Annotated in this window: 22 protein-coding genes; 6 read left to right on the top strand and 16 right to left on the bottom strand. The window is 45.6% G+C overall.

Going from position 1 to position 21,922, the window contains the following annotated elements:
* Positions 1-123: 123 nt before the first annotated feature.
* Positions 124-987, bottom strand: a complete 864-nt coding sequence (locus ACBP55_RS01855; RefSeq protein WP_464649322.1) for a YihY/virulence factor BrkB family protein — start codon at positions 985-987, stop codon at positions 124-126.
* 72 nt (positions 988-1,059) lie between these two features.
* Between ACBP55_RS01855 and ACBP55_RS01850 the strand changes: the two genes are divergently transcribed.
* On the top strand, positions 1,060-3,378 hold the full coding sequence (locus ACBP55_RS01850) for a UvrD-helicase domain-containing protein (RefSeq protein WP_464653205.1): 2,319 nt from the start codon (positions 1,060-1,062) through the stop codon (positions 3,376-3,378).
* A gap of 614 nt (positions 3,379-3,992) precedes the next feature.
* Here the strand turns inward: ACBP55_RS01850 and tpx are convergent.
* From tpx to trxB, 3 genes are all read right to left on the bottom strand, one after another.
* Positions 3,993-4,517 carry a thiol peroxidase gene (gene tpx, locus ACBP55_RS01845; RefSeq protein ID WP_464649320.1) on the bottom strand — a complete coding sequence of 175 codons (525 nt, stop codon included), beginning with the start codon at positions 4,515-4,517 and terminating at the stop codon, positions 3,993-3,995.
* A gap of 74 nt (positions 4,518-4,591) precedes the next feature.
* The gene (gene trxA, locus ACBP55_RS01840) at positions 4,592-4,903 is read right to left on the bottom strand and encodes a thioredoxin (RefSeq protein ID WP_464649318.1); all 312 of its coding nucleotides are present in this window, start codon (positions 4,901-4,903) and stop codon (positions 4,592-4,594) included.
* Between the two features lie 113 nt (positions 4,904-5,016).
* Positions 5,017-5,946: a thioredoxin-disulfide reductase gene (trxB, locus tag ACBP55_RS01835; RefSeq protein WP_464649316.1), complete on the bottom strand. Its 930-nt coding sequence runs from the start codon at positions 5,944-5,946 to the stop codon at positions 5,017-5,019.
* A 280-nt stretch (positions 5,947-6,226) separates the two neighbouring features.
* Between trxB and ACBP55_RS01830 the strand changes: the two genes are divergently transcribed.
* On the top strand, positions 6,227-7,147 hold the full coding sequence (locus ACBP55_RS01830) for a peptidyl-prolyl cis-trans isomerase (protein ID WP_464649314.1): 921 nt from the start codon (positions 6,227-6,229) through the stop codon (positions 7,145-7,147).
* A gap of 51 nt (positions 7,148-7,198) precedes the next feature.
* Here the strand turns inward: ACBP55_RS01830 and pdaA are convergent, their stop codons facing one another.
* The 4 genes from pdaA to ACBP55_RS01810 all read right to left on the bottom strand — a co-directional run bounded on the left by pdaA (position 7,199) and on the right by ACBP55_RS01810 (position 11,155).
* Positions 7,199-7,933: a delta-lactam-biosynthetic de-N-acetylase gene (gene pdaA / locus ACBP55_RS01825; RefSeq protein ID WP_464653204.1), complete on the bottom strand. Its 735-nt coding sequence runs from the start codon at positions 7,931-7,933 to the stop codon at positions 7,199-7,201.
* A gap of 132 nt (positions 7,934-8,065) precedes the next feature.
* On the bottom strand, positions 8,066-9,184 hold the full coding sequence (locus ACBP55_RS01820) for an HD-GYP domain-containing protein (RefSeq protein ID WP_464649312.1): 1,119 nt from the start codon (positions 9,182-9,184) through the stop codon (positions 8,066-8,068).
* Positions 9,184-9,612, bottom strand: coding sequence for a response regulator (locus ACBP55_RS01815; protein WP_464649310.1), 429 nt, complete (start codon positions 9,610-9,612; stop codon positions 9,184-9,186). Before ACBP55_RS01815 ends, ACBP55_RS01820 begins: the two co-directional genes overlap by 1 nt.
* Positions 9,605-11,155, bottom strand: coding sequence for a sensor histidine kinase (locus ACBP55_RS01810; RefSeq protein ID WP_464649308.1), 1,551 nt, complete (start codon positions 11,153-11,155; stop codon positions 9,605-9,607). Before ACBP55_RS01810 ends, ACBP55_RS01815 begins: the two co-directional genes overlap by 8 nt.
* Before the next feature lie 161 nt (positions 11,156-11,316).
* On the opposite strand from ACBP55_RS01810, the gene ACBP55_RS01805 reads away from it, so the two are divergent.
* The gene (locus ACBP55_RS01805; protein ID WP_464653203.1) at positions 11,317-11,952 is read left to right on the top strand and encodes a response regulator; all 636 of its coding nucleotides are present in this window, start codon (positions 11,317-11,319) and stop codon (positions 11,950-11,952) included.
* Positions 11,953-12,000: 48 nt separating this feature from the next.
* On the opposite strand, the gene lepB is transcribed toward ACBP55_RS01805, so the two are convergent.
* From lepB to ACBP55_RS01785, 4 genes are all read right to left on the bottom strand, one after another.
* A complete protein-coding gene (gene lepB, locus ACBP55_RS01800; RefSeq protein WP_464649306.1) occupies positions 12,001-12,558 on the bottom strand; it encodes a signal peptidase I in 558 nt (185 codons plus the stop codon).
* Positions 12,559-12,593: 35 nt separating this feature from the next.
* A complete protein-coding gene (locus ACBP55_RS01795) occupies positions 12,594-13,265 on the bottom strand; it encodes a hypothetical protein (protein ID WP_464649304.1) in 672 nt (223 codons plus the stop codon).
* A 76-nt stretch (positions 13,266-13,341) separates the two neighbouring features.
* On the bottom strand, positions 13,342-14,115 hold the full coding sequence (locus tag ACBP55_RS01790; protein WP_029196983.1) for a hypothetical protein: 774 nt from the start codon (positions 14,113-14,115) through the stop codon (positions 13,342-13,344).
* 75 nt (positions 14,116-14,190) lie between these two features.
* Entirely contained in the window at positions 14,191-14,649 is a 459-nt protein-coding gene (locus tag ACBP55_RS01785; protein ID WP_464649302.1) for a hypothetical protein, read from the bottom strand.
* A 229-nt stretch (positions 14,650-14,878) separates the two neighbouring features.
* Here ACBP55_RS01785 and ACBP55_RS01780 point away from each other — a divergent pair, with 229 nt between their 5' ends.
* From ACBP55_RS01780 to ACBP55_RS01770, 3 genes are all read left to right on the top strand, one after another.
* Entirely contained in the window at positions 14,879-15,286 is a 408-nt protein-coding gene (locus ACBP55_RS01780) for a DUF1761 domain-containing protein (RefSeq protein ID WP_464649300.1), read from the top strand.
* 169 nt (positions 15,287-15,455) lie between these two features.
* Positions 15,456-15,815, top strand: a complete 360-nt coding sequence (locus ACBP55_RS01775; RefSeq protein ID WP_464649298.1) for a hypothetical protein — start codon at positions 15,456-15,458, stop codon at positions 15,813-15,815.
* 41 nt (positions 15,816-15,856) lie between these two features.
* Positions 15,857-16,234 carry a hypothetical protein gene (locus ACBP55_RS01770; RefSeq protein ID WP_464649297.1) on the top strand — a complete coding sequence of 126 codons (378 nt, stop codon included), beginning with the start codon at positions 15,857-15,859 and terminating at the stop codon, positions 16,232-16,234.
* 438 nt (positions 16,235-16,672) lie between these two features.
* On the opposite strand, the gene ACBP55_RS01765 is transcribed toward ACBP55_RS01770, so the two are convergent.
* The 4 genes from ACBP55_RS01765 to ACBP55_RS01750 form a co-directional block, all read right to left on the bottom strand.
* A complete protein-coding gene (locus ACBP55_RS01765) occupies positions 16,673-20,230 on the bottom strand; it encodes an Npt1/Npt2 family nucleotide transporter (protein ID WP_464649295.1) in 3,558 nt (1,185 codons plus the stop codon).
* Between the two features lie 137 nt (positions 20,231-20,367).
* Positions 20,368-20,808, bottom strand: a complete 441-nt coding sequence (locus tag ACBP55_RS01760) for a DUF6526 family protein (protein WP_464649293.1) — start codon at positions 20,806-20,808, stop codon at positions 20,368-20,370.
* Entirely contained in the window at positions 20,805-21,032 is a 228-nt protein-coding gene (locus ACBP55_RS01755; protein WP_029196992.1) for a hypothetical protein, read from the bottom strand. The genes ACBP55_RS01760 and ACBP55_RS01755 overlap by 4 nt, the downstream gene beginning before the upstream one ends.
* Before the next feature lie 76 nt (positions 21,033-21,108).
* A complete protein-coding gene (locus ACBP55_RS01750; RefSeq protein WP_036633739.1) occupies positions 21,109-21,864 on the bottom strand; it encodes a GTP pyrophosphokinase in 756 nt (251 codons plus the stop codon).
* Positions 21,865-21,922 lie beyond the last annotated feature (58 nt).

Here is a 21,922-nt window from a genome sequence, read left to right as displayed (position 1 = left end):
AAGCTAAAATAAAGGACATAACCTTGTTCCGGCTCGCTGAGCAGCTTGGAAATATTCGCGGCGTGAAACGTTGAATGGCGGCGTTTTGACGTGGCAGTACAAAAAAACCGTTTCTGACGAACATCAGGAGCGGTTTTTATTCGTTGTCGTCTCATTTTTATCCAATGGAACCGTATGTATCTGATTCTTCACATGCCTTATCGCATTAATTTCACCGCCGATGATAATGATGAGCGCCGAAATATAGAACCACGTCATGAGCACGATGATCCCCCCGACACTGCCATAAGTGGCGCTGTAGTTGGTGAAGTTGTTGACATAGAAGGAGAAGCCGAGGGATGTTAATTGCCATCCAACTGCCGCGAATATCGCTCCAGGAAGGACGCTTTTGCAGGTCAGACATGTATTAGGCGCTATATAGTAAATGCCGATGAAAACCACAAATACGATGATGAAGTTCACAATCCAGCGGAGGTTGTTCCACAAAGCCACTTGTTTCGTTGATATCGGAATGTTGGCAAGCGTCCAATCCCCGATCCAATGCCCAAACACGCTGAGCAGCAGCGCTGAAGCGATGACAATAAGCATGCCTAAGGTCAGCATCACAGCAAGAAAACGCGAGTGTATGAAGCTTTTGCGCTCCGGCAGCCCGTACGCTTTGTTGACGGCAATGACGATCGCATTCATCGCGGCGCTGGCACTCACCAAGGCGAATATTAATCCGAAGGAAAGTGCGCCTCCTCTTTTTACATCAAGCAGATTGCTAAGCATTTCCTCGATCCAGCCGGCTACTGCCCCCGGAATATAGTCTTTAATGAGCCCCATAACATCATCCGAAGAGAACGGCAAATACCCCAATAAACTCAGAATAAAGAGCAGAAAAGGGAACAGCGATAGTAGAAAATAGTAGGCGCATTGGGCAGCAAGTCCCGTGGCATCGTGCTTTTCGAACTGAGTCCAAAGCAATTTTAAGTAAGATATCCCCATATGTATATAGGTCCTTTCATCGGTCTATAAATGTGATAGAATAGGTAGTCCAGTATTGCTATGAAACAGGTGATGATTTTGACTTCTCTTTCAATTTACCCTACACCATTAGGTACGAAACAAACCACAGAGCGACCTATCCCGCATGCGCGTATGGCGCTTTTAACGAATAGTGCCGATTTTGTGTCCGATGCCGATCGCGACGCTTACTTTTTTCGCGATTTGGAAAGCCATCAGATTCTGCTGAATAAAGCGCAGGTTCAGGCTGTGCGCCATTTCAAAGGTCCTTTGCTTACACTAGCGGGTGCAGGTTCCGGAAAGACAACTGTTCTGGTATGCCGAGTGGCTTATTTACTGCGTGTCCACCGGGTCCATCCGTCGAATTTGTTGTTGATTACTTTTTCGAAAAAGGCCGCCGAAGAGATGCGGGAACGCCTCACGTCCATGCCAGGTCTTGATCATAGTATGACCAATACGATGCAGGTGCGGACATTTCACGCTTTTTGCCTAAGATTACTGCGAATGAACGGATTGCAACAAGAAATTCTGAGTGATAGCCGCTATCAGCAAATTGTCTTTAAGCGCATCATGCTAGGCATGGGGCTGCAGGATACATACCAACCCGAAGTGCTCATTTCCTTGCTTTCCTCTTATAAAATGCAGCTGATCGAGGTCGAAGACCTTCCTGAAGGATCGGAAGAAGATAAAGAAGTGAAGCGAATTTTCATGCAGTATGAGCAGTGGAAAATGGAGCAGCACAAGATTGATTTTGATGATATTTTAATCAAAGCCTACCACTTATTGCAGCAAAACGCCGATGTTCTGCGCTCGCTGCAGCGAAAATTCACTTATATCAGCGTCGATGAGTTTCAGGATACGAATACCGTGCAATACGAAATCATTCAAATGATTTCCAAGAACCACGAGAATTTGATGGTCGTTGGTGACGATGACCAGACGATCTATTCGTTTAATGGGGCGCGAAATGAATTTATTCTACAATTCCATGAGAAGTATCCTGCTGCCAAGACGGTCACTCTGGATATTAATTATCGTTCTACTTCAAGCATCGTCGGTCTGGGGAATGCCATTATCAAACACAACGTGCAGCGGAAGTCGAAGACCCTCCTCGCCACGAAGGAGAGTGATCTGAAGCCGCAATATGTGAAACCCATGAATAGTGATGATGAGGCTGATTGGTTAATTAACGATCTTCGGGTCAAAGTAGCCGAGGGTGGCAGTCAATATGGCGATTTCGCGGTTCTTTATCGGACAGCCAGCAACAGTCGGGCGATTATCGAGCAGTTGATTCTTCATAATTTGCCTTTTGTGGATTACGGAAGCAATGACTCCTTTTACGATCAGTGGATGGTGAAGCCGATTATCGATCATTTAAGGCTTGCCCATGAACGGCGCAATTTCGAAGCCATAGAAGGTGTCCTCCCTTCATTATATATAGGACGAGACCAGGGCATGCGGATTATTCAAGATCAGGAAGCGATTCAAGCGAAAAAGTGGCCGCTCATCCACCTGCTCGGTCTGCCGAACCTGAAAGATTTTCAGAAAGAAAAGCTCAAAAACCGCATCCGGCTTATCAAATCGCTTGCTGACATGAAGCCGCTCGCTGCCGTTCAGGCGATTCGCAAGGATTTCTACGATGCTTTCCTAGAGACGAACAAGCGCAGCAAGCTGACGCATCACAGAGAGATGCTGAAGGAAACGCTCGACGAACTGGAATCTTCGGCCAAGCGTTTTGATAGCGTGGAGCAATTTCTTTATTTTATCCATGAGGTCGCGGAAAAACGCACCGAAATGAGTGAAGCGAGAAAAGATCATACCGCGAATAAAATTTCGCTCATGACGATTCATAAATCGAAGGGACTGGAGTTCCCGATCGTGTACTTGCTCTGTGCGATTGAGGGCAATATGCCGCATAGCACGGCACTCGATGCCAGCCATCTGGACGATGTGAAGATGGCTGGCGTTGTTGGGCGCGACAAGGGAACCGCCGCGCTGGAGGAAGAACGGCGACTCGCTTACGTCGCCGTCACGCGCGCCAAGGCTGAGCTGCTGATCAGCTCGCCGGCGTTTTATCGCGGGAAGAAGGCGGAGCCTTCCCGCTTCCTGCTGTCCGCGTTCCCTGGCGCGGACCCTGTTGTCAGCCGCAAGCCTGCTGCGGCTGTGGGTTCTGCAGCGGCGCGGCGCCCGGCCGCTGCGGGGAAGCCCGCCGCCGCGACTGAGCGGGTCGCGGCGTGGATCTGCGAGCAGGCCGGCTGCAAGGCCTGGTCACGCATCTCTTCGCCGCAGGAAGCGAAGCTTGCGGCGAAGGCGTGCCCTTTGTGCGGCGCAGCGATGGTCAAGGGCAGCCGGATGGTTACGCTCAGCCGTTAGCCGGCCATGCCATACCTGCATGCTCCCTTCTTAGATGGGTAGAATTCCCCCATCTCTGTTGGAGGAAAGCGCACATGACTTCATAATGGAGGACTTCTCGCAAATAGCTTCGAGGCTCCAGCTATCATCTCGAATGTAAGTGCGCCTAAAACGTATATGTCGAAACATTCGTTTGCTCAGCCGTGTAAAGTTGTACAACGTACAACTTTTTGCAAGCTAATCCACGTTTTCCAAGCGATTGTTGCAAAAAATACAACATTTTCTGCCAAAAGTAGCTCTATAGGAGAGAAATAGGCTCAATTGTTGTACCAAATACAACAATCCTTAGCTTGCCCAGTAGAAATCAAGGGAATTGTTGTACGTTGTACAACTTTCCTTCCTAACCCCCATTCTTCTTAAGCACAGAAAACAAGACACCCCAATTTTCGGGTCCTTCGGTCCATTCGATTTCAAAGCAATAGCCTAGTCACTTACCCAGGCCGATAAATATGCAGACATCCCCATTCTCAACTCAGCCCAAACATGCTAAATAGGGGGTAAGATTCTAAGCTTCACCTTACCCCTAAATAAATAAGAGCAGCAATCCCCATAGGGAATGCTGCTCTCTTTATTTCTTACACAAGCTCACGCAAAGCCTCTAAAGCTGCATCATAATTCGGATGCTCCTTCATCTCCGTTAAATACTCCACATAACGAACGGTATTGTTCTCATCCAAGATGAAGATCGCACGCTGATCAAGCTGAATCTCTTTAATTAAAACGCCATACGCTTGGCCGAAAGCGCGGTTTTTATAATCAGACAAGGTTACGACTTTATCAATGCCAGCTGCCCCGCAGAAACGACTCAGTGCAAAAGGAAGATCCACCGAAATTGTCAAAATGGCGACGTTATCTCCTAGCTTATCTGCTTCCACATTAAAACGCCGTGTCTGTGCATCGCATGTACCTGTATCCACGGAAGGGACGACCGAAATCAGCTTCACTTTGCCTGCATAATCCGATAGGCTTACCTCTGTCATCAAATCCTTATTTACTGTAAAATCTGGCGCTTTATCCCCAACCTTAATCTCCGGTCCTAACAAAGTAACTGGATTTCCTCCAACTGTTGCTACCCCTGTGCGTTCTTGTATCTGTGTCATATTCGTATTCCTCCTGTGATTTTATATGTTTTAACCTATTAGACTCGTAGTGTTTCGTTATGATTTATTGTTTGTTAGGCTTTCTCAATAACCGCTTTAAGCTTCTCTTTGGGTTGTACCCCAACCAGTTGATCAACCAATTGGCCATCTTTGAAAACGAGCAATGTTGGGATACTCATAACGTTATATTTAGAAGCGGATTCTGGGTTGTCATCCACGTTGATTTTTACGATTTTGGCTGCATCACCGATCTCAGCAGACAGTTCATCTAGGATGGGAGCGATAATTTTACAAGGTCCGCACCAAGGGGCCCAAAAATCTACGAGGACAATACCCGCTTCAATCTCATTGTTAAAAGTGGCATCGGAAATTTGTTTAACTGACATGGCTAATTCCTCCTAAAGGTTCTTTTATACAAGGATCAATGACTCCGTCGTCCTTCAGGGACGAACGCGTTTGTCAAGGTAGATGCGCAGCAAAAGTATCTACTTAAAAAGCATTAAGCATGCTGTTCGGAAATATATCTCTCACAATCTAGTGCCGCCATACAACCGCTTCCTGCTGATGTAATCGCTTGGCGATAGATGCGATCCTGCACATCCCCACAGGCGAATACGCCGGGAACGGTCGTTTGTGAGGTTCCGGGAATAACCTGCAAATATCCGAGCTCATCTGTTGGCAGTTGTCCGCCTAGGAAGCCAGTATTCGGAGTATGCCCGATCGCTAGAAAAATACCATCAGCCTCCAGCAGTTCTTCCTCACCAGTTTCGTTGTTAAGCACCTTAAGTCCAGTGACTCCAAGAGGTCCAGCCACAACTTCAAGCGGTGTCCGGTTGAGGCTCCAAGCAACCTTTTGATTGCCGCGGGCGTGATCCTGCATGATTTTCGATGCTTTCAGATCGTTACGACGATGCACAACGCGCACTTCGGAAGCGAATCGAGTCAAGAACTGCGCCTCTTCCATCGCTGTATCCCCACCGCCGATCACGATAATCTTCTTATTCCTGAAGAAAAATCCATCGCAGGTTGCACAAGTGCTTACGCCTTTCCCAATATTATCGGATTCACCGGGGATACCCAGTTTCTTAGCCGTTGCCCCTGTGGAAATGATCAATGAGTCCGCTGTCAATTGCCCTCCATCCTCTAAGAACAAAGTGAATGGACGTTTGGACATATCGACTTCAGTGACCCGACCTGACTGAATCGTAGCACCGAAACGCAGCGCCTGTTTGCGCATATTGTCCATTAGCTCCGGCCCCGTGATGCCATCCGGGAATCCTGGGAAGTTGTCTACTTCTGTGGTGGTAGTTAACTGCCCTCCAGGCTGGATACCTTCTATAACTAAAGGCGACATGTTCGCCCTTGCCAGGTAAATCGCTGCGGTTAACCCCGCTGGTTCGGTTCCGATAATAATCGCTTTGTGATGCATAGGAACGCCTCCTTGGATGCTTCATGGTCATTTTATTTTATATTTGTTAGCAATTTAATTTGAAACAACTTTATGAATGAATCATACCAATTCCATTTAACATTGTCAACAATTAATTTGTGTACAATATAATTAAATGGAATGCCCCTTGTTAATGGCAGATTCAGCCTATCTATTCATCAAACTTTCAGTCAGCTTTCAAGTGGGCTTCAGTTTCAATCGGCATAATAGGCAACAGGTCAAGTCATTCCAATTACTGAAACCGAAGGGAGCATTCATATTGAATAAACATATATCAGCAAATCGTACAAGGAAATGGGTATCTTCTCTTCTGCTGCTCAGTCTTATCGCTTATCTCATCGTCTATCCTCCTCTTAAGAAAACCGATCAGGCATCAGCAGCATCATCAGCCGTAGCAAAGGTTAATGGCGTCAATATCAGCACGGACCAGCTCTATAAAGCCATGCTGGTAAGTGGCGGTCAGCAGACACTGGACTCTTTAATCTCTGATGAACTTATTAACCAAGAAGCACAGAAGACGGGCATTCAAATCACAGATGAAGATATTCAGAAAGAAATCTCATCTATTCAAAGTTCCTACGCTTCTAATGATGAGTTTCAGCAAGCACTCACCTCTTACGGTATGACATTAGACGATCTAAAGAAAAATATAAAGACTCAAGTTCTCTTGAAAAAAATTCTAGAACCTCAAATTACGATTTCGGATGATGAAATCAAACAATATTATGATGCAAATATCGAATCATTGAAGGTCCCTGAGCAAATTCAGGCTTCTCACATCTCGGTCACGACCAAAGAAGAAGCAGATGCCATTCTCGCTGAGTTGAAAAAAGGTACGGACTTTGCAACGCTTGCCAAAGACAAATCCCTAGACACTGCAACCAAAGATACAGCCGGAGCTCTTGGTTACATCTCTAGCGGTAAAATGGAAGCAACCTTCGACACCGCGGCCTTCGCCTTAGCTGTAGGTGAAACAAGCAGTGCCGTTCAGACAAGTACTGGTTACGACATTATTAAAGTAACGGACCGTAAAGCGGCCTACACACCTACACTAGAAGAGAAAAAGGAGGATATTAAAACAACATTAACCAACCAAAAGTTGTCTACCCTATCTACTACATGGCTGCAAGAGAAGAAATCTCAATCGACGATTGAGAACTACTTGAGTAAAAGTGCTTAAAATGTAGATATACAAAAGAAGGATGCCCTCCCTGGGCATCCTTCTTAGCTTTTATGGCGTCCGACTTTGCATCTCATCGAGACTCTTGAACTGGTATCCCTTACTCTTCGCATCGTCAATGATTCTCGCCAGCGCTTCCGTATTATCCTTGGACACCGAATGGAGCAAAATGACGGCACCTGGATGCAGTTGGGCCATCACATTTTTGTACGCATACTCCCAGCCCTTCTGGTGCTTCGGCTCCCAATCGCGGTAAGCGACGGACCAAAATACGTTCGTATAGCCAAGTCCCTGACTAACGGCTAACGATTGGCCGCTAAATATCCCCCGCGGCGCGCGCAGATATCGCATTTCCTTTTGCCCAGTAAGAGCGCTGACTTCGGTTTTCACTTGACTCAGTTCTTTCTGAATGCGCTCTGCCGATATTTGACTCATATCCGGATGACTCCAAGAATGGTTGCCGATCAAATGACCTTCCTGGGCCATTCGCTTTAACAGTTCTGGCTCTGTCTTGATATAATGTCCCGTCACGAAGAAAATCGCGGGTACCTGCTTCTCCTTCAGCACGTCCAGAATCTTACCGGTATAGCCCTGCTCATAACCATTATCGAAGGTTAAGTACAATTCCTTGACAGCTGGATCCCCTGTAAAAATAGCCCCTCGCTGCTTCAAAAGGCCTTTGAAGCCTTCTTCATCAATAGATGGAGGCTGTCCGTTTACGCTTTTCTTAAACCCAAAATGATAAGAACCATCAGCAGATGCCATCGTCGCTTGCCCGAGCAGCATGGCGAGCACGATCGTCAGAATTCGCATGTACTTCACGATTGAAGATTCACTCCTTGCCTTCTGTGGATTGGTACAGTCAACATAGACTGTTACTAATATGCCACATGTTAGACGGAGATTATGTGTTCTTTTTCAATCGATCACTTTCCCAAAGGCATCTACAATGTCAGCTCGAAAAGCATGTCCGACTAGCTTCTGAATTTCAGCGTACGCTTCTCTCGGCGACGTGGCCTGTCGATATGACCGCGGCGTCGTCATGGCGAGGAACACTTCCACCAAGCCGAGCATCTGCGACAGCAGCGGTATCTGATCGCCCGCGAGCCGATACGGATAGCCGGTGCCATCTACTTTTTCATGATGATAAAGGAACGCTTTCTCGACCTCTTGAAAATCAGGGATACCTTCGCACAATTCCTTCGCCATGAAGCAGTGCTCCTGCACCACTTCGAACTCAAACTCGGTCAATTTCCCTTCTTTTTCAAACATATAATCCGGCAGCTTGACCCTGCTTACAAAATGCAAAAGTGACAATAAATCAATCTCCCAATCTTGCACACGCAAGCTTCCATATTCATTCACTAGTGCTTTGAGGAGAACACTCATTTCACCGATTTCTTTACGCGACGTTTGTGTTTTCCGTTCTCCAACTGGGATGAAGCATTGCAAGATGTTGATCACTTGCTGTTTCTGCTGCTGGAAAGCGGCAGCTTCGACGCGCCATTTATGTTGATTAAAGGATGTAATAATAATCCCGCCTAAGATCACACAGCCTAATGCATAGACACCTTTTGTCGTCGCCATAATAATGGGAGAGAATCCGTCGTCATTCCCATACGTGGGACCAAAAATTTGAAAGAGTAAGAAATACAGTGAAAAAATGACAGAACCAACTACATACACCCTAAGTTCCACCAATAAACTGAGCATAATAGGGAAAAAGATAAGGGCAACCCACATCTGCTGCAAAGCTACAGGGTTGTACAGTGTGATAACAACAATCACCAAAAATAGTAAGGATGGGGTTATCAGATTCGTATATTGACTGTCTTTCGACATACTTTTCTGAATCGCATACATCCCCCAGGCAAAAAGGGAAACCGTAAACGAGGTCATCATATACAGCTTAGATTCCGCGTTGCCGCTAACCAACCAGTACGACAAGCCGCTCAGTGTACAGATAGAGGACATACTGCCAATGATCGCCATCAATAGCTGATGGACAGGCAGTTGGCCGAATCGTTGTAAATTCATTATAGTGAACTCCTTCTAGTATCTGGTTGATCGCTGTTGTTTTCCTTCGGGTGGAAAATAGAGGCACCTTTCATGACATCCTCAATGGTGGATAGAATCATTTCCGGACTCGTATCTTTCATCAAATATCCGTCAATCCCCGCGTTGAAAGCCCGATAGATATCCTCACTCTCATCAACAGCTGTTAAAATAATAATTTTCATTTGCGGATTCCTAATTTTAAGAGTCTTAGCCCCTTCAATAATCGAAGTACCAGGCATCTTCAAATCCGTCAATAGAAGATCGGGCACTAACGCTAATGATTGCGAAATGGCTTCATCTCCGTTCGCCGCCTCACCCGTAACCGCGTAATCCCCACAGCTTTTAAGCAAAATATGAAGACCTTCTCTTACGATACAATGGTCATCGGCAATGACTACTTTATACATAGGCAATGCTCCTCTCACGTGGAATGTAGGCTGTAACCGTCGTGCCCATGGCAGCTTCGGAATGAAAAGAAATCGCTCCATTCAAGGCTTTAATCCGATTCTCCATGCCACTCAGCCCAAATCTCCTCTGCACGTACACCTCGGATGTCTGCATTCCGATGCCATCATCCTTAATGGTAATCGACCATTGCACACTAGTGACTTCAATCCTCACATGAATATGTTTGGCTTTGGCATGTTTAATGACGTTGTTGGCTGCTTCCTCTACCAAGTGATAAATCGCTTCTTCGATATCAAGCTGCTCATGCGCTGCCCAACCGATGTTCTCGAAGGTTGGCACCACCTCGGTATGTTCAGTAATACGGTGCAGCAGCTTCTCAATGGCACTATGGAGATTGAATTTTCTCTTCTCATCCTTAAGCTCAATGATGAATTGTCGAATATCACGATGACTTTCTTTCACTTTTTTCTCAATCTCCATCACATAAGGAAGCGTCTCCTCGCGAACATTCGGGGGTAGCGCATTTTTCAATTGAAACAGCTGAATCGAGATAAAGAAAAGCTCCTGAGCGATACCATCGTGAATATTTTGAGCTATGACATCGCGTTCGAGGGCGACAGCCGTTTCTTGAGTATCCAGCAATTCCTCGTTGACGAAATGGAAAGCTTCCAGCTTCATGAGGATAAATTGAATATAAATTTTATGCAAAATAGACAATTCGTTCTTGCCTGATTTTACAAGCAGCCAGCCATACTTTTTCCCGCTACGATCCAGAAGGACTTGTATGTAGTAAGGCACAACTTCGCCTGTAGGCGATGGTAGTTGGGTGTAAATCTTCTGGCTATGCGGCCTATTTTGCTTCATATAATTCGTAAAATATGTATGCTTCCAACTTTGAACCTTTTCGTAACGAGAGGCTCTTTCCACGCAAAGGATAACTTCCCGATCATCTAAAATACGCTGCAGCAGCTCCTCTACATAGGAAATCATTCCTTGTTTCATTGCCTGTGAAGTCATCTGCCTGGAAGAATAGATCATGATTAGCTTACGAAATTGTTTTCGTACATCTTGCTGTACATAGTGTATTAGACTGACTAAGCAAAAGAATGCGAATACGATAAATCCGTAATTAAAATGAGCCAGCACATATTTATATATGAGAATGCCTGATGTCATAGCAAACAGAATCGGGATACCGGCTGCATAAAACAATAAGATCGGATAGTACTGTCTCCAGCTCACAAATGGTTTGACCATCAAGAGACCTGTAAAACTATAGATTAAGAACGGACTGGAAAGGCCGCCCGTCAACCCAAGCAAATAAATCCCAAAGATTAAATCCGCAATAGCGACCGTAATCGCCACTTTTCTACGAATTTTATTTAACTGTAATAGACTGTATATCGTCTGAAAAAGCACCGCGGCCAACAGCAGTTCGGGCGTTACACCGCCATCCTTTGAATAAAGGATGAGTCCAGACAGCAGTAACGCCCATCTGCAGCCAAAAAATAAATATAAGCTCGTTCGGTTATGTAAGGACATGCCCAACTTCTCCTAAACTTTATGAATTCTTAATGGTCTTTTGGCATATTTTGTTATACAATGGAGCCAATTGATAAACATAGGAAAATAGTAATAGGTATTTTGTACTATTTTAGTATAACATAGCTGAGATCTTTTTGGAGGGAACCCGCTTGGTTAATATGATTATCCTTGATGATCACCCGCTTGTTCGCAAAGGAATTCGCACGGTTGTATCATCCGGCCAATCGATGAATGTTGTTGGGGAAGCCGCGAATGCGAAGGAGGCTCTACGGCTCCTGGAGCAGACAAAGCCTGATCTTGTACTCGTTGATTTAAATTTGGGGAACGAAAATGGACTGGACTTGATTCGAGAAGCCAGGCGGTTGGGACATACTTGCAAATATATCATTTTAACCTCTTCGGTAACTCGAAGTGAGCTTCAATTAGCCCAATCTTTACAGGTTGAAGGCATCTGCTTGAAGGAAGCGTTTCCCGAAGACTTGTTATATGCGGTTGAAAGCGTTGCCCGTGGTCGTAAATACTATGATCCTGTCTTAATGGGATCTATGATGGGTAACAAATCCCACAGCGAAGAGCAGGAGCTCTCCGAACTAACACCCAAAGAGCTAGAAGTCCTGATGTCTCTTGGCAAAGGTCTTTCGAATAAGGAAATCGCCAGCTCCCTGTACATTACGGAATTTACGGTGAAAAAGCATGTGAGTCAGGTGTTAGCCAAATTAGCTTTGGCTGATCGCACGCAAGCCGCCTTATATGCCCTATCCAAAGGACTCGTACAGTTCGAAATGCAGCGATAAATACAAGGAAAGATCCGCCGGGATCATAACCCGCCGGATCTTTTTGCCTTATAGGTCAAGCGGCTTCGCGATCTTGTGCATAGGAAATAACGAGAAGACCGCATAACCCTTCACATCTTTGATATGAACAGGCCCTAATGAAGGATCCCGACTGTCCTTGCTCTCACCCAAATTCCGATTATCTCCGACAACGAACAGGTGTCCGCTCGGAATTGTCTGCATAGGCATATCCTCCGACTTCCCAGCTGTATACAGCTCCGGCAGCGGAGTTTCGTTCACGAAGATGACACCATCACGAATGAGTACGCGATCTCCTTGAACAGCGATAACACGTTTGATAATGCTAAAGCCTAGTCGCTCATCCTTAATAACGACGACATCTCCATATTTAGGCATTGAAAAGAACAACGATATTTTATTCATCAGCAGTATATTGCCGTTCTGTAAGGAAGGGTTCATGGAATTACCCGAAACTTTCGTAAGCCCAATCATGTTATTGATCAAAATAAAGGCCAAAGTCAGGAGTAGAATGAATCGAATCCAACCCCATACTTCACTTTTTTTCCTGACTGCAGGCTGTCTAAGCTCCAAGATTTCTTCCGTCATCACTGCTCGCACCTCAATCTCAGAAGTCTGTCCAATTATTGTTTGTTATACGTTACATTAACCACGGTTGCTGGTTTGGGTTGATGTCCATAGACATCATCCGTTACTGCTGGCGGCTGTGGCGCAGGAGCTGGTACAGGGACTGGGACTGGGACTGGTGGTTGAATAGGTCCTGCTGGTGCAGGCAGCGGTCCCGTTGCCCCTGGCGGCAGAACCAAGACAACCGGCGGGCTAGGCGTGAACACGAGCGCAGGCGGAACATAGCTGTTCGCTAATGTATCCATCGCCCCCTGTGCGCTATCCACAATCGCTTGAAGCTTATTCAAGATCTGCTGACGATCTTGTGCGGTCTTGATATCCGTACTGGCGAGCAAAGATTGCGCATACTGTCCAAGAGCCTGGAGACGAATTCGCTTCTGTTCCTCCGTGAATGATTCCAAGCTTCTGGAAGATGCTTCGAGTCGAAGCTGCAATTCTTTCTTCAACCGTTCCTTCTGCGTTTCGGTCTCTGACTTCATCGATTGATCCAAGCCTTGGATGACTTGCTCTGTTTTCTTATTGAACCAAGAAGCCATGGAGCCCGCAATATCAATGTCCGCATAGGAAATTCCGGCCGACGCCGTAAATACAACAGTTAAAGAAACAATTCCAGCTGCGACAATCCGTTTGGATTTCAGGTTGCGTTGCTTTTCATTTCTGGTGACCATTTTAATTCCTCCTTCTCCTCATAGTGAATAAAAGTAAGCTTGAGGCCCCGTCACCGGGGCCTGTTCGCCTATGTTATTATTTCAATCCGTTGATTACGATATTTTCCAATGCTGTTTTGCCAGCAGCTTCAAGGGAAACACCTTTTTCATTGATGCCTTTTTTGTTTGCTTCTTCCAAAGAATCAGCAAGAGCTTGAAGTTCTGCTAATTTAGCTGCGATTTTTGCTGCTAAGTTGTCCTTAATTTCTTGGGATGCAGCTGTTCTTTCAGCAGCAAGCAATGTGTTAAGTTCTGTTTTTGTAGCTTCGATTTTCGTAGTCAAAGCAGTTGCTGCTTGAGATTGAGTCGTACCTACAGCCGTAGTCAAGTTGTTTACGGATGTTTTACCTTGGTCATTAACATCTTTCGTAATGTCTAATTTGGCTACAAAACCAATACCGTCAACTACACCGTTGTTAATAGCGTTCGTACCATTAATAAAACGGTCGTACTCGCCTGGCATACTGCCTTTGATACTTCCATTTTGACTATCGATAGCAGCCGTGTAAGTGTTCAGTTGACCGTTGATGGAACCTTGTACACGCGTTGTTTCAGTTGTACCTGCTGTTTTCACGTCATTTACTGCGGAGTTATTGATATTTTTGTAATCAGTAACCATTTTTTCTTTGTTAGCAGCTACATAGCTTGCAACGTCTCCAGCGATTAATCCTTTGGTGATAGCTGATGCTGAGGAGTACCAGCTTTGAAGTTGGCCGCCAGCGTCTGTTGCTGCGAATGCTGTACCCATACCTGCTACTAAACCTGTTGCAATAACACCAATGGCTAATTTACTTTTCAATGCTTTCATCATTCATCAATCTCCCTTAGAATAGTATATTGTTTCATTGCATTCACCTGAGGTGAACCCATAACTCACCATGACTGACTAGTTGCCCAGCTTCGACGTTAATCCTTGAATCGTTTCCTGAGCCCATTGATCGACTTCACGGTCGTTCGCACTTTTCGAAGCACTTACATACTTGTCGAAATCTGCTGCAGCTCCCGTCTTAGCAAGCTCTGCCGCGCTTTCGATCTGACCCACATAGGATTGGCGAGCCGCCTCTATGCTGTCGATAGCCTTATGACTAGTGTCATCTGCCATCTTCTTCAAGTTGGCTTTTGCCTTGGATGCCGATTCATTCGCCGATACGCTCAAGGATTGAGAAGCTTTGTCCAACCCTTGTTGGACCATAGCATTCATTTCTTTCGATCCCTGCTGGAAACTTGCTTTGTACCAATTTTGCAGAGGCGCACTTACATCTGAGTAGGCGTAAGCTGTACCCATAATGAGGAAAGTCGAGAGGCTGAGTGAAACGATCATCACTTTGCTTTTCAAACGAATCATCGCGCTGCCCTGCCTCCTTCTTGTTCTGATCTTGCTTACAAACCTATTGTATCTCGCCATACGATTCGTGACTTCGTCCTTTAGAGTAATTTATATCTACTACCTTCGCAGGGTCTGATGGTATACTTTCGTACCAGATACATGCTAGTAAATAAGCTTTTACAAGCAAGAAACTACACGATACAATGCTCCTATACACTTAATTCACTTATTAATGGGGGCTGAAATCTTGAATCTATCAGAAATAAACTACCTTGCCGTACTTGTGGCGACGTTAAGCACCATGGTCCTTGGTTTCCTGTGGTATTCCCCGGTCTTATTCGGAAATGCATGGGTCAAGCTGCGCAATATGAAAATGGAAGAGATGAAAGTCGGAGGCCCCATCACTTACATCCTCACGGCACTAACAGCATTAGGGGGCTCCTTTATCTTGGCCTTTCTCTTAACGCTTGGCAGTGAGACAACTTGGTTGACTGGGCTTACGATTGGCCTGCTTATCGGGCTGAGCATTTCGCTGAAAATCGGGATGAATTATTTGTTTGAGAATAGCAAGCTGCAGTTGTATTTCATCACCATCGGTTACCACTTGGTATCCTATATGATTGCCGGCATTATCATTGGAGCCTGGCAGTCCTAATGTCAGTGGGATAGACACAGAAGAGCGCCTCCACGGGAGACGCTCTTTTTTTTATTGCCTCTAACGTGTTTAAAAATCGTCTAAATCGTTTATTCAGGTATATCCCCCCATTCCACTTGGCATTTACTCGAATATACTGAAACACAAAATGTTTGGGGGAGTTGAGATAGTGCTGCAACTTAATGGCATCGTAGGCGGTAACTCGCCAATCTCGGTTGGCGCTAGGAAAACGATACTGCTACAGCAAATACTTATTCGTGTGAAAAGTAAACAAAAGTTAATTTTGAGGGATATCAACTTCTTATTTAACAACGAGGCTTTTGCTATCAAAATAGAGGCCGAACCCTCGCCTGGCGTCTTTATAGCCCGAGGAGGGGCTGGTGATTTAACGCCTCGTAAAGTATTAGTCAATAATACAACTGGCGAGGATTTGCTTATTTTCCTACTCGTAAGTGCCGTAAATACAGCCAAGAACTCGCGATCCTTGAGTCGTTCAGATAGTTGGCACATGACTTTTGTGCGGCGTTAAACATGATAACCAAATGTTTTATCCCTAGAAAAGAGGAACCAATGAACAGGAAACAAATGCTCATGATCAGTACAATGGCCCTTACCTTAAGCATGGGTAGAACCACATGGATTGATCCTTTAAGAGCTAATCCAATTGCAAATAAACAGAATACTGTTCCTATAAAAGAAGATCTGCTGCATGTACTTGGGCTATCCTCGGAGGAAGATATTTACATCGCCCAGTATAATGGGCTATCTCTTGCAGATATCGCCCAAGCTAACAAGGTTGATGTTCAAAAAGTCATTGAGCTTCAATTAGCAGAGTTAACTGAACAATTGAACTTACGGCTGTCCAGCGGCAGCATTACGCCTGAGCAATATGAAGCACAACGCGCAGAATTGCCTGAAATTATTATCAAAAGTGTATACGCCATGTAGCACTGCATAGAGAGAAAAGTAAAAAGGATGCAAAACCGATTCACGGTTAGCATCCTTTTTTGCCTAGATTTTTTAGGGGTGAGTAAAAGCTTCTTCTTTTGCGCTTGCTCAGCTGAATGGGCTTATAAATGAGCTGCAGTTGTATAGCATACAACAATTTCGATGGTTTCTTCTTACAAAACTGACAATGTTGTATTTTGTGCAACAATTTAACCGTATTTCATTCTACAGAGCTACTTTTGGGAAAAATTGTTGTATGTTCTGCAACAATCGCAGGAAAAACGCGGATTTGCGAGCCAGATGTTGTACAAAATACAACTTTAATATGACTAGGAGTCCTCCGCTGCATGTTATGCATCAACCGTGACTAACACGGCTCATCGAAAAGATCAGCGTAAGCCATTTATCCTCCCCATTCCTGCGCATGTTACGGTTCCTCTAAACCATCCCACGCAGCCGATCCGCAATAACTCTCATCATGCTGCGCAGCACATCAATATTCTGAAAACAGAAGGTCAGCACCAGGTCCCGATGAAGCTGCAGCAGCACGGCAGCCTCCTTCGCCGTGCAGTCGGCCGAGCGAGGACCGCTGTCAATAATCGCCATCTCGCCGAAGAACGCACCTTCCTGTAAGACCGCGTACTCTTCACTGCCTCTATGCACACGGATGCTTCCTTCGATAATGCCATACATGGTATCTCCGAAATCACCTGCTCGGCAGATGACTTCTCCAGGTTCGTAGGCGACTTCTTCCACCCTTTGAGCGAGCCATATGAAATCCTCCGGGGCTAGATGAACGAACAATTCTATTTTTTGCAGCACGAGGATCCGCCGTAAAATGACTTCGTCCTTCGTCCAGCCTTCGGTTGGCCTGGTTTCAGGCAATTGCACCGTCGCTGCGACTTCTGCGTGCCTTTGGTCCAGTTCAGGCTTATCCGCTGCCTGTCCCCGCTCCAATTCGGATCGCAGCCTGCGGGATAGCAGCTTCATCATTTCAACCGCAATGCTGGTCTGATCGAACATCATATCGTAGAAAACGGAGGAATCCAGTCGCCACAGAAGAACATCTTCATCGGCTCGAATGGTAGCTGTTCGGACTCCCTGAGTCAGAATCGCCATTTCACCGAAGCAATCTCCCCGCTTCACCTCGCCTAGCGGCTGCCCGCTGCGGTAAACGCCTGCTCGGCCTTCATCCATAATCATCAGGGAATCTCCCATATCCCCCTCCTGAATGATGACAGCTCCCTTCTCAACACTCAGCTTATGTAATCTCCGTGCAATAACAGATAAATCTCTGCTTGTCATCCCTTGGAACAGAGATACATGACGGAGCAAGTGCACCCGATGCATCAGATCGGATAGATCCTCATTTGGTGAAGTTCCCAACTTGTTCTCGGTGTGATGCTGTATCGCTTGCTTGAGCCAGTCATCCCCTTGCGCGGATAGCCAGTTCAAATGTTCGCTGAGCGGCAAGTCCGTTACCGAATTCCTCACCATTTTGCTTGAGCCTGACATGAATGCCGTCATTTCCGTGCGCAGGCTTCCTCGCAGCGTTTGATCGATCACTTCTTCCGCATTGGCCTGCTGCCTGGAATCCCCTTCGGACCAGTCGAGATAGACAGCCTGCATCGTCTTCTCTTCATAGATGAGCGATAACAACTGGAAGATGCGTCGACTGATCGCTGTTCGAATTTCTCTAACGATATTCTCGATATCAGCGAAGCCTTCTACCCCAATCATACTCGCCCCGTGTTCAGCAAACTGTCCATGCAGCTTTAATTCATGGAAAATATAAGTCTCTACTTGCTGGCTGTCCACAAAAGGCAGTCGCTTATGCATGCGAAGCAGCGATTCCAAAATCCGATCCCGCATGTCATAGCGGGCAGCCTCGTAACAGTCGAAGAGCATATCGAAGGCTCTTTGCGTTGCAATTCGTTCGAATACGGCTGGCAGATACAAGCCAATCTCTATCTGGTTCAAATAAGGCGCTAACTGCGGCAAAATATCCTGCTCATCATAAGCAGCGAGAGCCTGGGTGGCGTAACGCCGGGTTTCGCTGTCTTTTAGCATGGCAATAATCGGTACAATTAATGGAGGTACATGAAGAATAGCCGCAGATTCCAAAGCACGTATTCGCACCAGCGGACTGCTGTCCTGTAGGAGAGAAATTAACGGTTTATAGAAGTTTTTCACCCGAATTTGTCCGAATAAAGCAGCCATCGCGATCCGTTCTTCTTCCTGCCCGCTTTCCATCATTTGCTTCAGTTTCCCGACGGCTCGAAACATCCCCTCAATGCTATAATATTTGACCAATCCAGCGATGGCAGCTGCTTGTACTTCCACCGACTGATCATCTAAATGAACGGTTATTTCATCCACATATTCCTCTTTGGCGTACGCCGCTAGCGCTAGAATGGCTTTTGCTTTCACCTGATTGTTGTCGATTGCCGCCAAGGATTGAAGAATAGGTTCAAATCCGCCTGGCACCTTTTGCTCCACATAGTCCAAGGCTTCTATACACATTCCAGGAGTTGAATGATGCAGCAGCCCGTCCAAATGAGGCGTTAAGTCGAAAGAGTCCATCTCTCGTAAAAGACCGAAAGCATACAAGGCTTGCTGCTTATCTGAGCTGGATAGCGCATCAATCAGGATTTGCCGACTGGCTGGGTCCATCAGATTGAGCTCAACCTTCTGAAGATCGTCTCCCCCTGTTTTGAGATTGGACAAGAGGGTATGCAGATAGGCTTTCTTCACTTTCACACCCGCCACAATACCAATCACAAGCAAAACCAACACAATATAACTCAGTTGTTCAGGAGCTAGCAGCCGCGTTACGACAAGTAAACAAATGGCCGCCAACCCTTTGGCCCCATTTCGGACTATGCCGTCCAGGAAGCTCTTCGCTCTGCCCCGCCATTCCGGCGGAACGGGAAACATGACTAATTGGCTCACGGACGAGTAAAGCGTATCTCCAACAACTTTATCGCTTCCCTTCACGATGACAGCCATAGCCAGAACAGGTAGAACTAGAATGCCGAAACTACCGGCAATTAAGGTAATAGGAAAGACAAGCAAGGCGGTCATCACGCCGAATCGCGTCAAAATGCGACTGGATATAAACAATTGTACAAATAAAGCAATCAACCCGGAGAAGCCATAGAAGCTGCCCATAAATCCAGCCAAAGCCTCATTCTGCAAAGTCCCTCTCAGGATCACCTTGAATTGATAATCGATTAATGTCAGTGATAATACAAGTGCTGCGGATAAAATGGCGACATATTTCAGATGAGGAACACTCGCGAATAAACCTGATTTCCGCTGTACAGCCTGCTTCGCCGTTGTTGTCCTAGGCTGTGCCGGTTTGGCCTCTATCGTTTCCTTAGCGAAGCTTAATATCAAATAAACGGCCACCAAACCGAGCAGCTGTAGACCCGCATAAAAATAAATCAGATTCGCCGTGCCTACGAGCGGAACGAGTGCTTTTAGCCCAAAACCGCTTAAAATCCCTCCCGTAATCCCGCCGCTTCCTACGATTCCAATCATCTGCTTCGCTTTCCTCTGGTTCATCACGGATGTGGCGAACTGCCAGAAACAAACGATCATCAGGAAATTAAACACATCAAAGCCGATATAGATAACGGGAAACACCCACCGCAGCTCAAGTCCCACACCAAACCTAGAAACTAGAACCAGTGTCGAGATAAGCGGAATTAAGATCTTCATAAGGCTTTCCAACCGCACCTTCGGTGAGTACCGCTGAAAAAGGATGCCCGCCGTGATCATAACCAGAGCCTGCGGCAAGTACATGAGGGACAAATAGGAATTATCAAATCGGCTTAAAAAAAGCGTATCTGCCGCAGTTCTCCCGATGGTCGATGCTGAAACGACACAAAATAAATAAGCGAATAAGAGAAAAACTTTCCCGTACTCTTGCTTATCTTCAGCGAATTTATGCAGAAAGTTCTGATAGGTTTTGCTAAACATCATACGGCCCATGATACACCTCATTTTAGAATCGGCGCTTCAAGGCGCCTAATGAAATTGTACCAGAAGTCCTAGGATTAAATAACTAATTTAAACAAAAAAAGACACAATCCGTCACGGATGTGTCTTTCTCTTTTCGAAAAAAAGCACTATATTCGGTAGGTATCGCTTCTCCAGCTCTTAATCGACTTCTTAATCGCGTCTGGTGACAACTGCTCTGCAGCAGCCTTCTTACAAAGTGTAGGAAACTCCTGATCGGAAGCAAAGCGCAAAGCGGTAATTTGCCCCATCGTGAGCTTAGTATCCAACAGCTTCTGGGTCAAGACATAGTGCCTTAGATTCTCTTCGGCCCGTATCGCACGATCCTGCGCTTTTAACGGGTAGGACCGGACCAGTAGGAATACAATGACTAAAATGATAGAAATGAGCAGAAAAATAACCGCGGGCAGAACGTCTGCCCCGGATTGCACTGACCTAACAAGCTGGATAAATGATAGAATCACTAAACCCAACGCCAGTACACTGTAAACGAAATGAAACGGCGGATGCATTCTACGATGATTCGCATAGTTTTGATTGTCGTTACTCATAATTTCCCCACAATCTCATCAATTTCACTTTTTAATAATAGGTAGCGATGAACACTTCTCATAATTGGCACTTTGGTTAACTTGTTTTTGTCCACATAGAGCTTCATCTGGTCCTTAGAAAGACCTAATGACTCTCCCGCTTCCATAACCGTTAATACGACTTCATTACTTGTAGCGTTGAACGTTGACTTTACTTTTTGATTCCAGTCTTCAAAAGTATTCATTTACTCGCACCCTTCTAATTCCGTTCCTTTGATTATACCACAGAAATGAAAAGGGGCGTCATCCAATTAGCGGATACTACTTCACCTCCTCATCATTTAAAAGCTCCAGCAAGGCTTGTGGCAGCGCAAATTGCTGATTGTTAATGATAATTCGATTCAACTTATCGTCCATGGATTCCGATTGCTCTTCTTTAATAACTTCAATTTCGGCATGCAAGCGTTCCATTTGCAGATCCAAAGCTGACGCGGCGGCAGCCGCTTGCTTTAATTCATCCAGAAGCCGCGCGGGTACAGCTTGATTGCCTTGATTGAACTTATAATAGATTTTATGCTCCAGACTAGCCCAAAAGTCCATCGCAATCGTTCGAATCTGAACTTCGATGCACACACTTTCTAGTCGATCCGATAAATGTACAGGAACTTCGATGATCAAATGAAGGCTTTGGTAGCCATTAGGCTTCGGATTCTTAATATAATCCTTCTCATCCAGTACTTTAAGGTCGCTTTGACTCTTCAGCATCTGGCTTATGACATAAATATCAGAGACAAACGAACACGTAATCCGCATCCCCGCGATGTCCTTAATACTCTCCTTAATCCCTGAGAATGAGAGATCGCCTCCCTTTCTGCTCAGCTTGTGAAAGATACTTTCCGGTGACTTCAAGCGAGATTTGGTATGTTCAATCGGGTTATATTCATGCAGCATTTCGAATTCCTGTACGAGAATTTCAATTCTGGTCTCTATTTCATCCAGTGCAAACTTATACGTCATCATAAATCTTGTCAGTTCGTTCTTGAACTGTTTTAAGTCATTGATCGAAAGTTGATTCATCATGGTTGTTCCATCCTTTGGTCGTGGTTATTTTACCAGTCCTAGCTAGTGTAATTCA

The sequence above is a fragment of the Paenibacillus sp. WG02 genome, from assembly GCF_055396115.1.
The sequence above is the reverse complement of the archived record's forward strand: the minus strand, read 5'-3'. Positions and strand labels throughout refer to the sequence as shown.

Coding starts and splice junctions, on each gene's coding strand:
- ACBP55_RS01855 (WP_464649322.1), bottom strand. CDS start 987: ATGGGGATATCTTACTTAAAATTGCTTTGGACTCAGTTCGAAAAGCAC.
- ACBP55_RS01850 (WP_464653205.1), top strand. CDS start 1,060: ATGATTTTGACTTCTCTTTCAATTTACCCTACACCATTAGGTACGAAA.
- tpx (WP_464649320.1), bottom strand. CDS start 4,517: ATGACACAGATACAAGAACGCACAGGGGTAGCAACAGTTGGAGGAAAT.
- trxA (WP_464649318.1), bottom strand. CDS start 4,903: ATGTCAGTTAAACAAATTTCCGATGCCACTTTTAACAATGAGATTGAA.
- trxB (WP_464649316.1), bottom strand. CDS start 5,946: ATGCATCACAAAGCGATTATTATCGGAACCGAACCAGCGGGGTTAACC.
- pdaA (WP_464653204.1), bottom strand. CDS start 7,933: ATGCTGCTCGGGCAAGCGACGATGGCATCTGCTGATGGTTCTTATCAT.
- ACBP55_RS01820 (WP_464649312.1), bottom strand. CDS start 9,184: ATGAATTTACAACGATTCGGCCAACTGCCTGTCCATCAGCTATTGATG.
- ACBP55_RS01815 (WP_464649310.1), bottom strand. CDS start 9,612: ATGTATAAAGTAGTCATTGCCGATGACCATTGTATCGTAAGAGAAGGT.
- ACBP55_RS01810 (WP_464649308.1), bottom strand. CDS start 11,155: ATGTCCTTACATAACCGAACGAGCTTATATTTATTTTTTGGCTGCAGA.
- ACBP55_RS01805 (WP_464653203.1), top strand. CDS start 11,317: ATGATTATCCTTGATGATCACCCGCTTGTTCGCAAAGGAATTCGCACG.
- lepB (WP_464649306.1), bottom strand. CDS start 12,558: ATGACGGAAGAAATCTTGGAGCTTAGACAGCCTGCAGTCAGGAAAAAA.
- ACBP55_RS01795 (WP_464649304.1), bottom strand. CDS start 13,265: ATGGTCACCAGAAATGAAAAGCAACGCAACCTGAAATCCAAACGGATT.
- ACBP55_RS01790 (WP_029196983.1), bottom strand. CDS start 14,115: ATGATGAAAGCATTGAAAAGTAAATTAGCCATTGGTGTTATTGCAACA.
- ACBP55_RS01785 (WP_464649302.1), bottom strand. CDS start 14,649: ATGATTCGTTTGAAAAGCAAAGTGATGATCGTTTCACTCAGCCTCTCG.
- ACBP55_RS01770 (WP_464649297.1), top strand. CDS start 15,857: ATGAACAGGAAACAAATGCTCATGATCAGTACAATGGCCCTTACCTTA.
- ACBP55_RS01765 (WP_464649295.1), bottom strand. CDS start 20,230: ATGGGCCGTATGATGTTTAGCAAAACCTATCAGAACTTTCTGCATAAA.
- ACBP55_RS01760 (WP_464649293.1), bottom strand. CDS start 20,808: ATGAGTAACGACAATCAAAACTATGCGAATCATCGTAGAATGCATCCG.
- ACBP55_RS01755 (WP_029196992.1), bottom strand. CDS start 21,032: ATGAATACTTTTGAAGACTGGAATCAAAAAGTAAAGTCAACGTTCAAC.
- ACBP55_RS01750 (WP_036633739.1), bottom strand. CDS start 21,864: ATGAATCAACTTTCGATCAATGACTTAAAACAGTTCAAGAACGAACTG.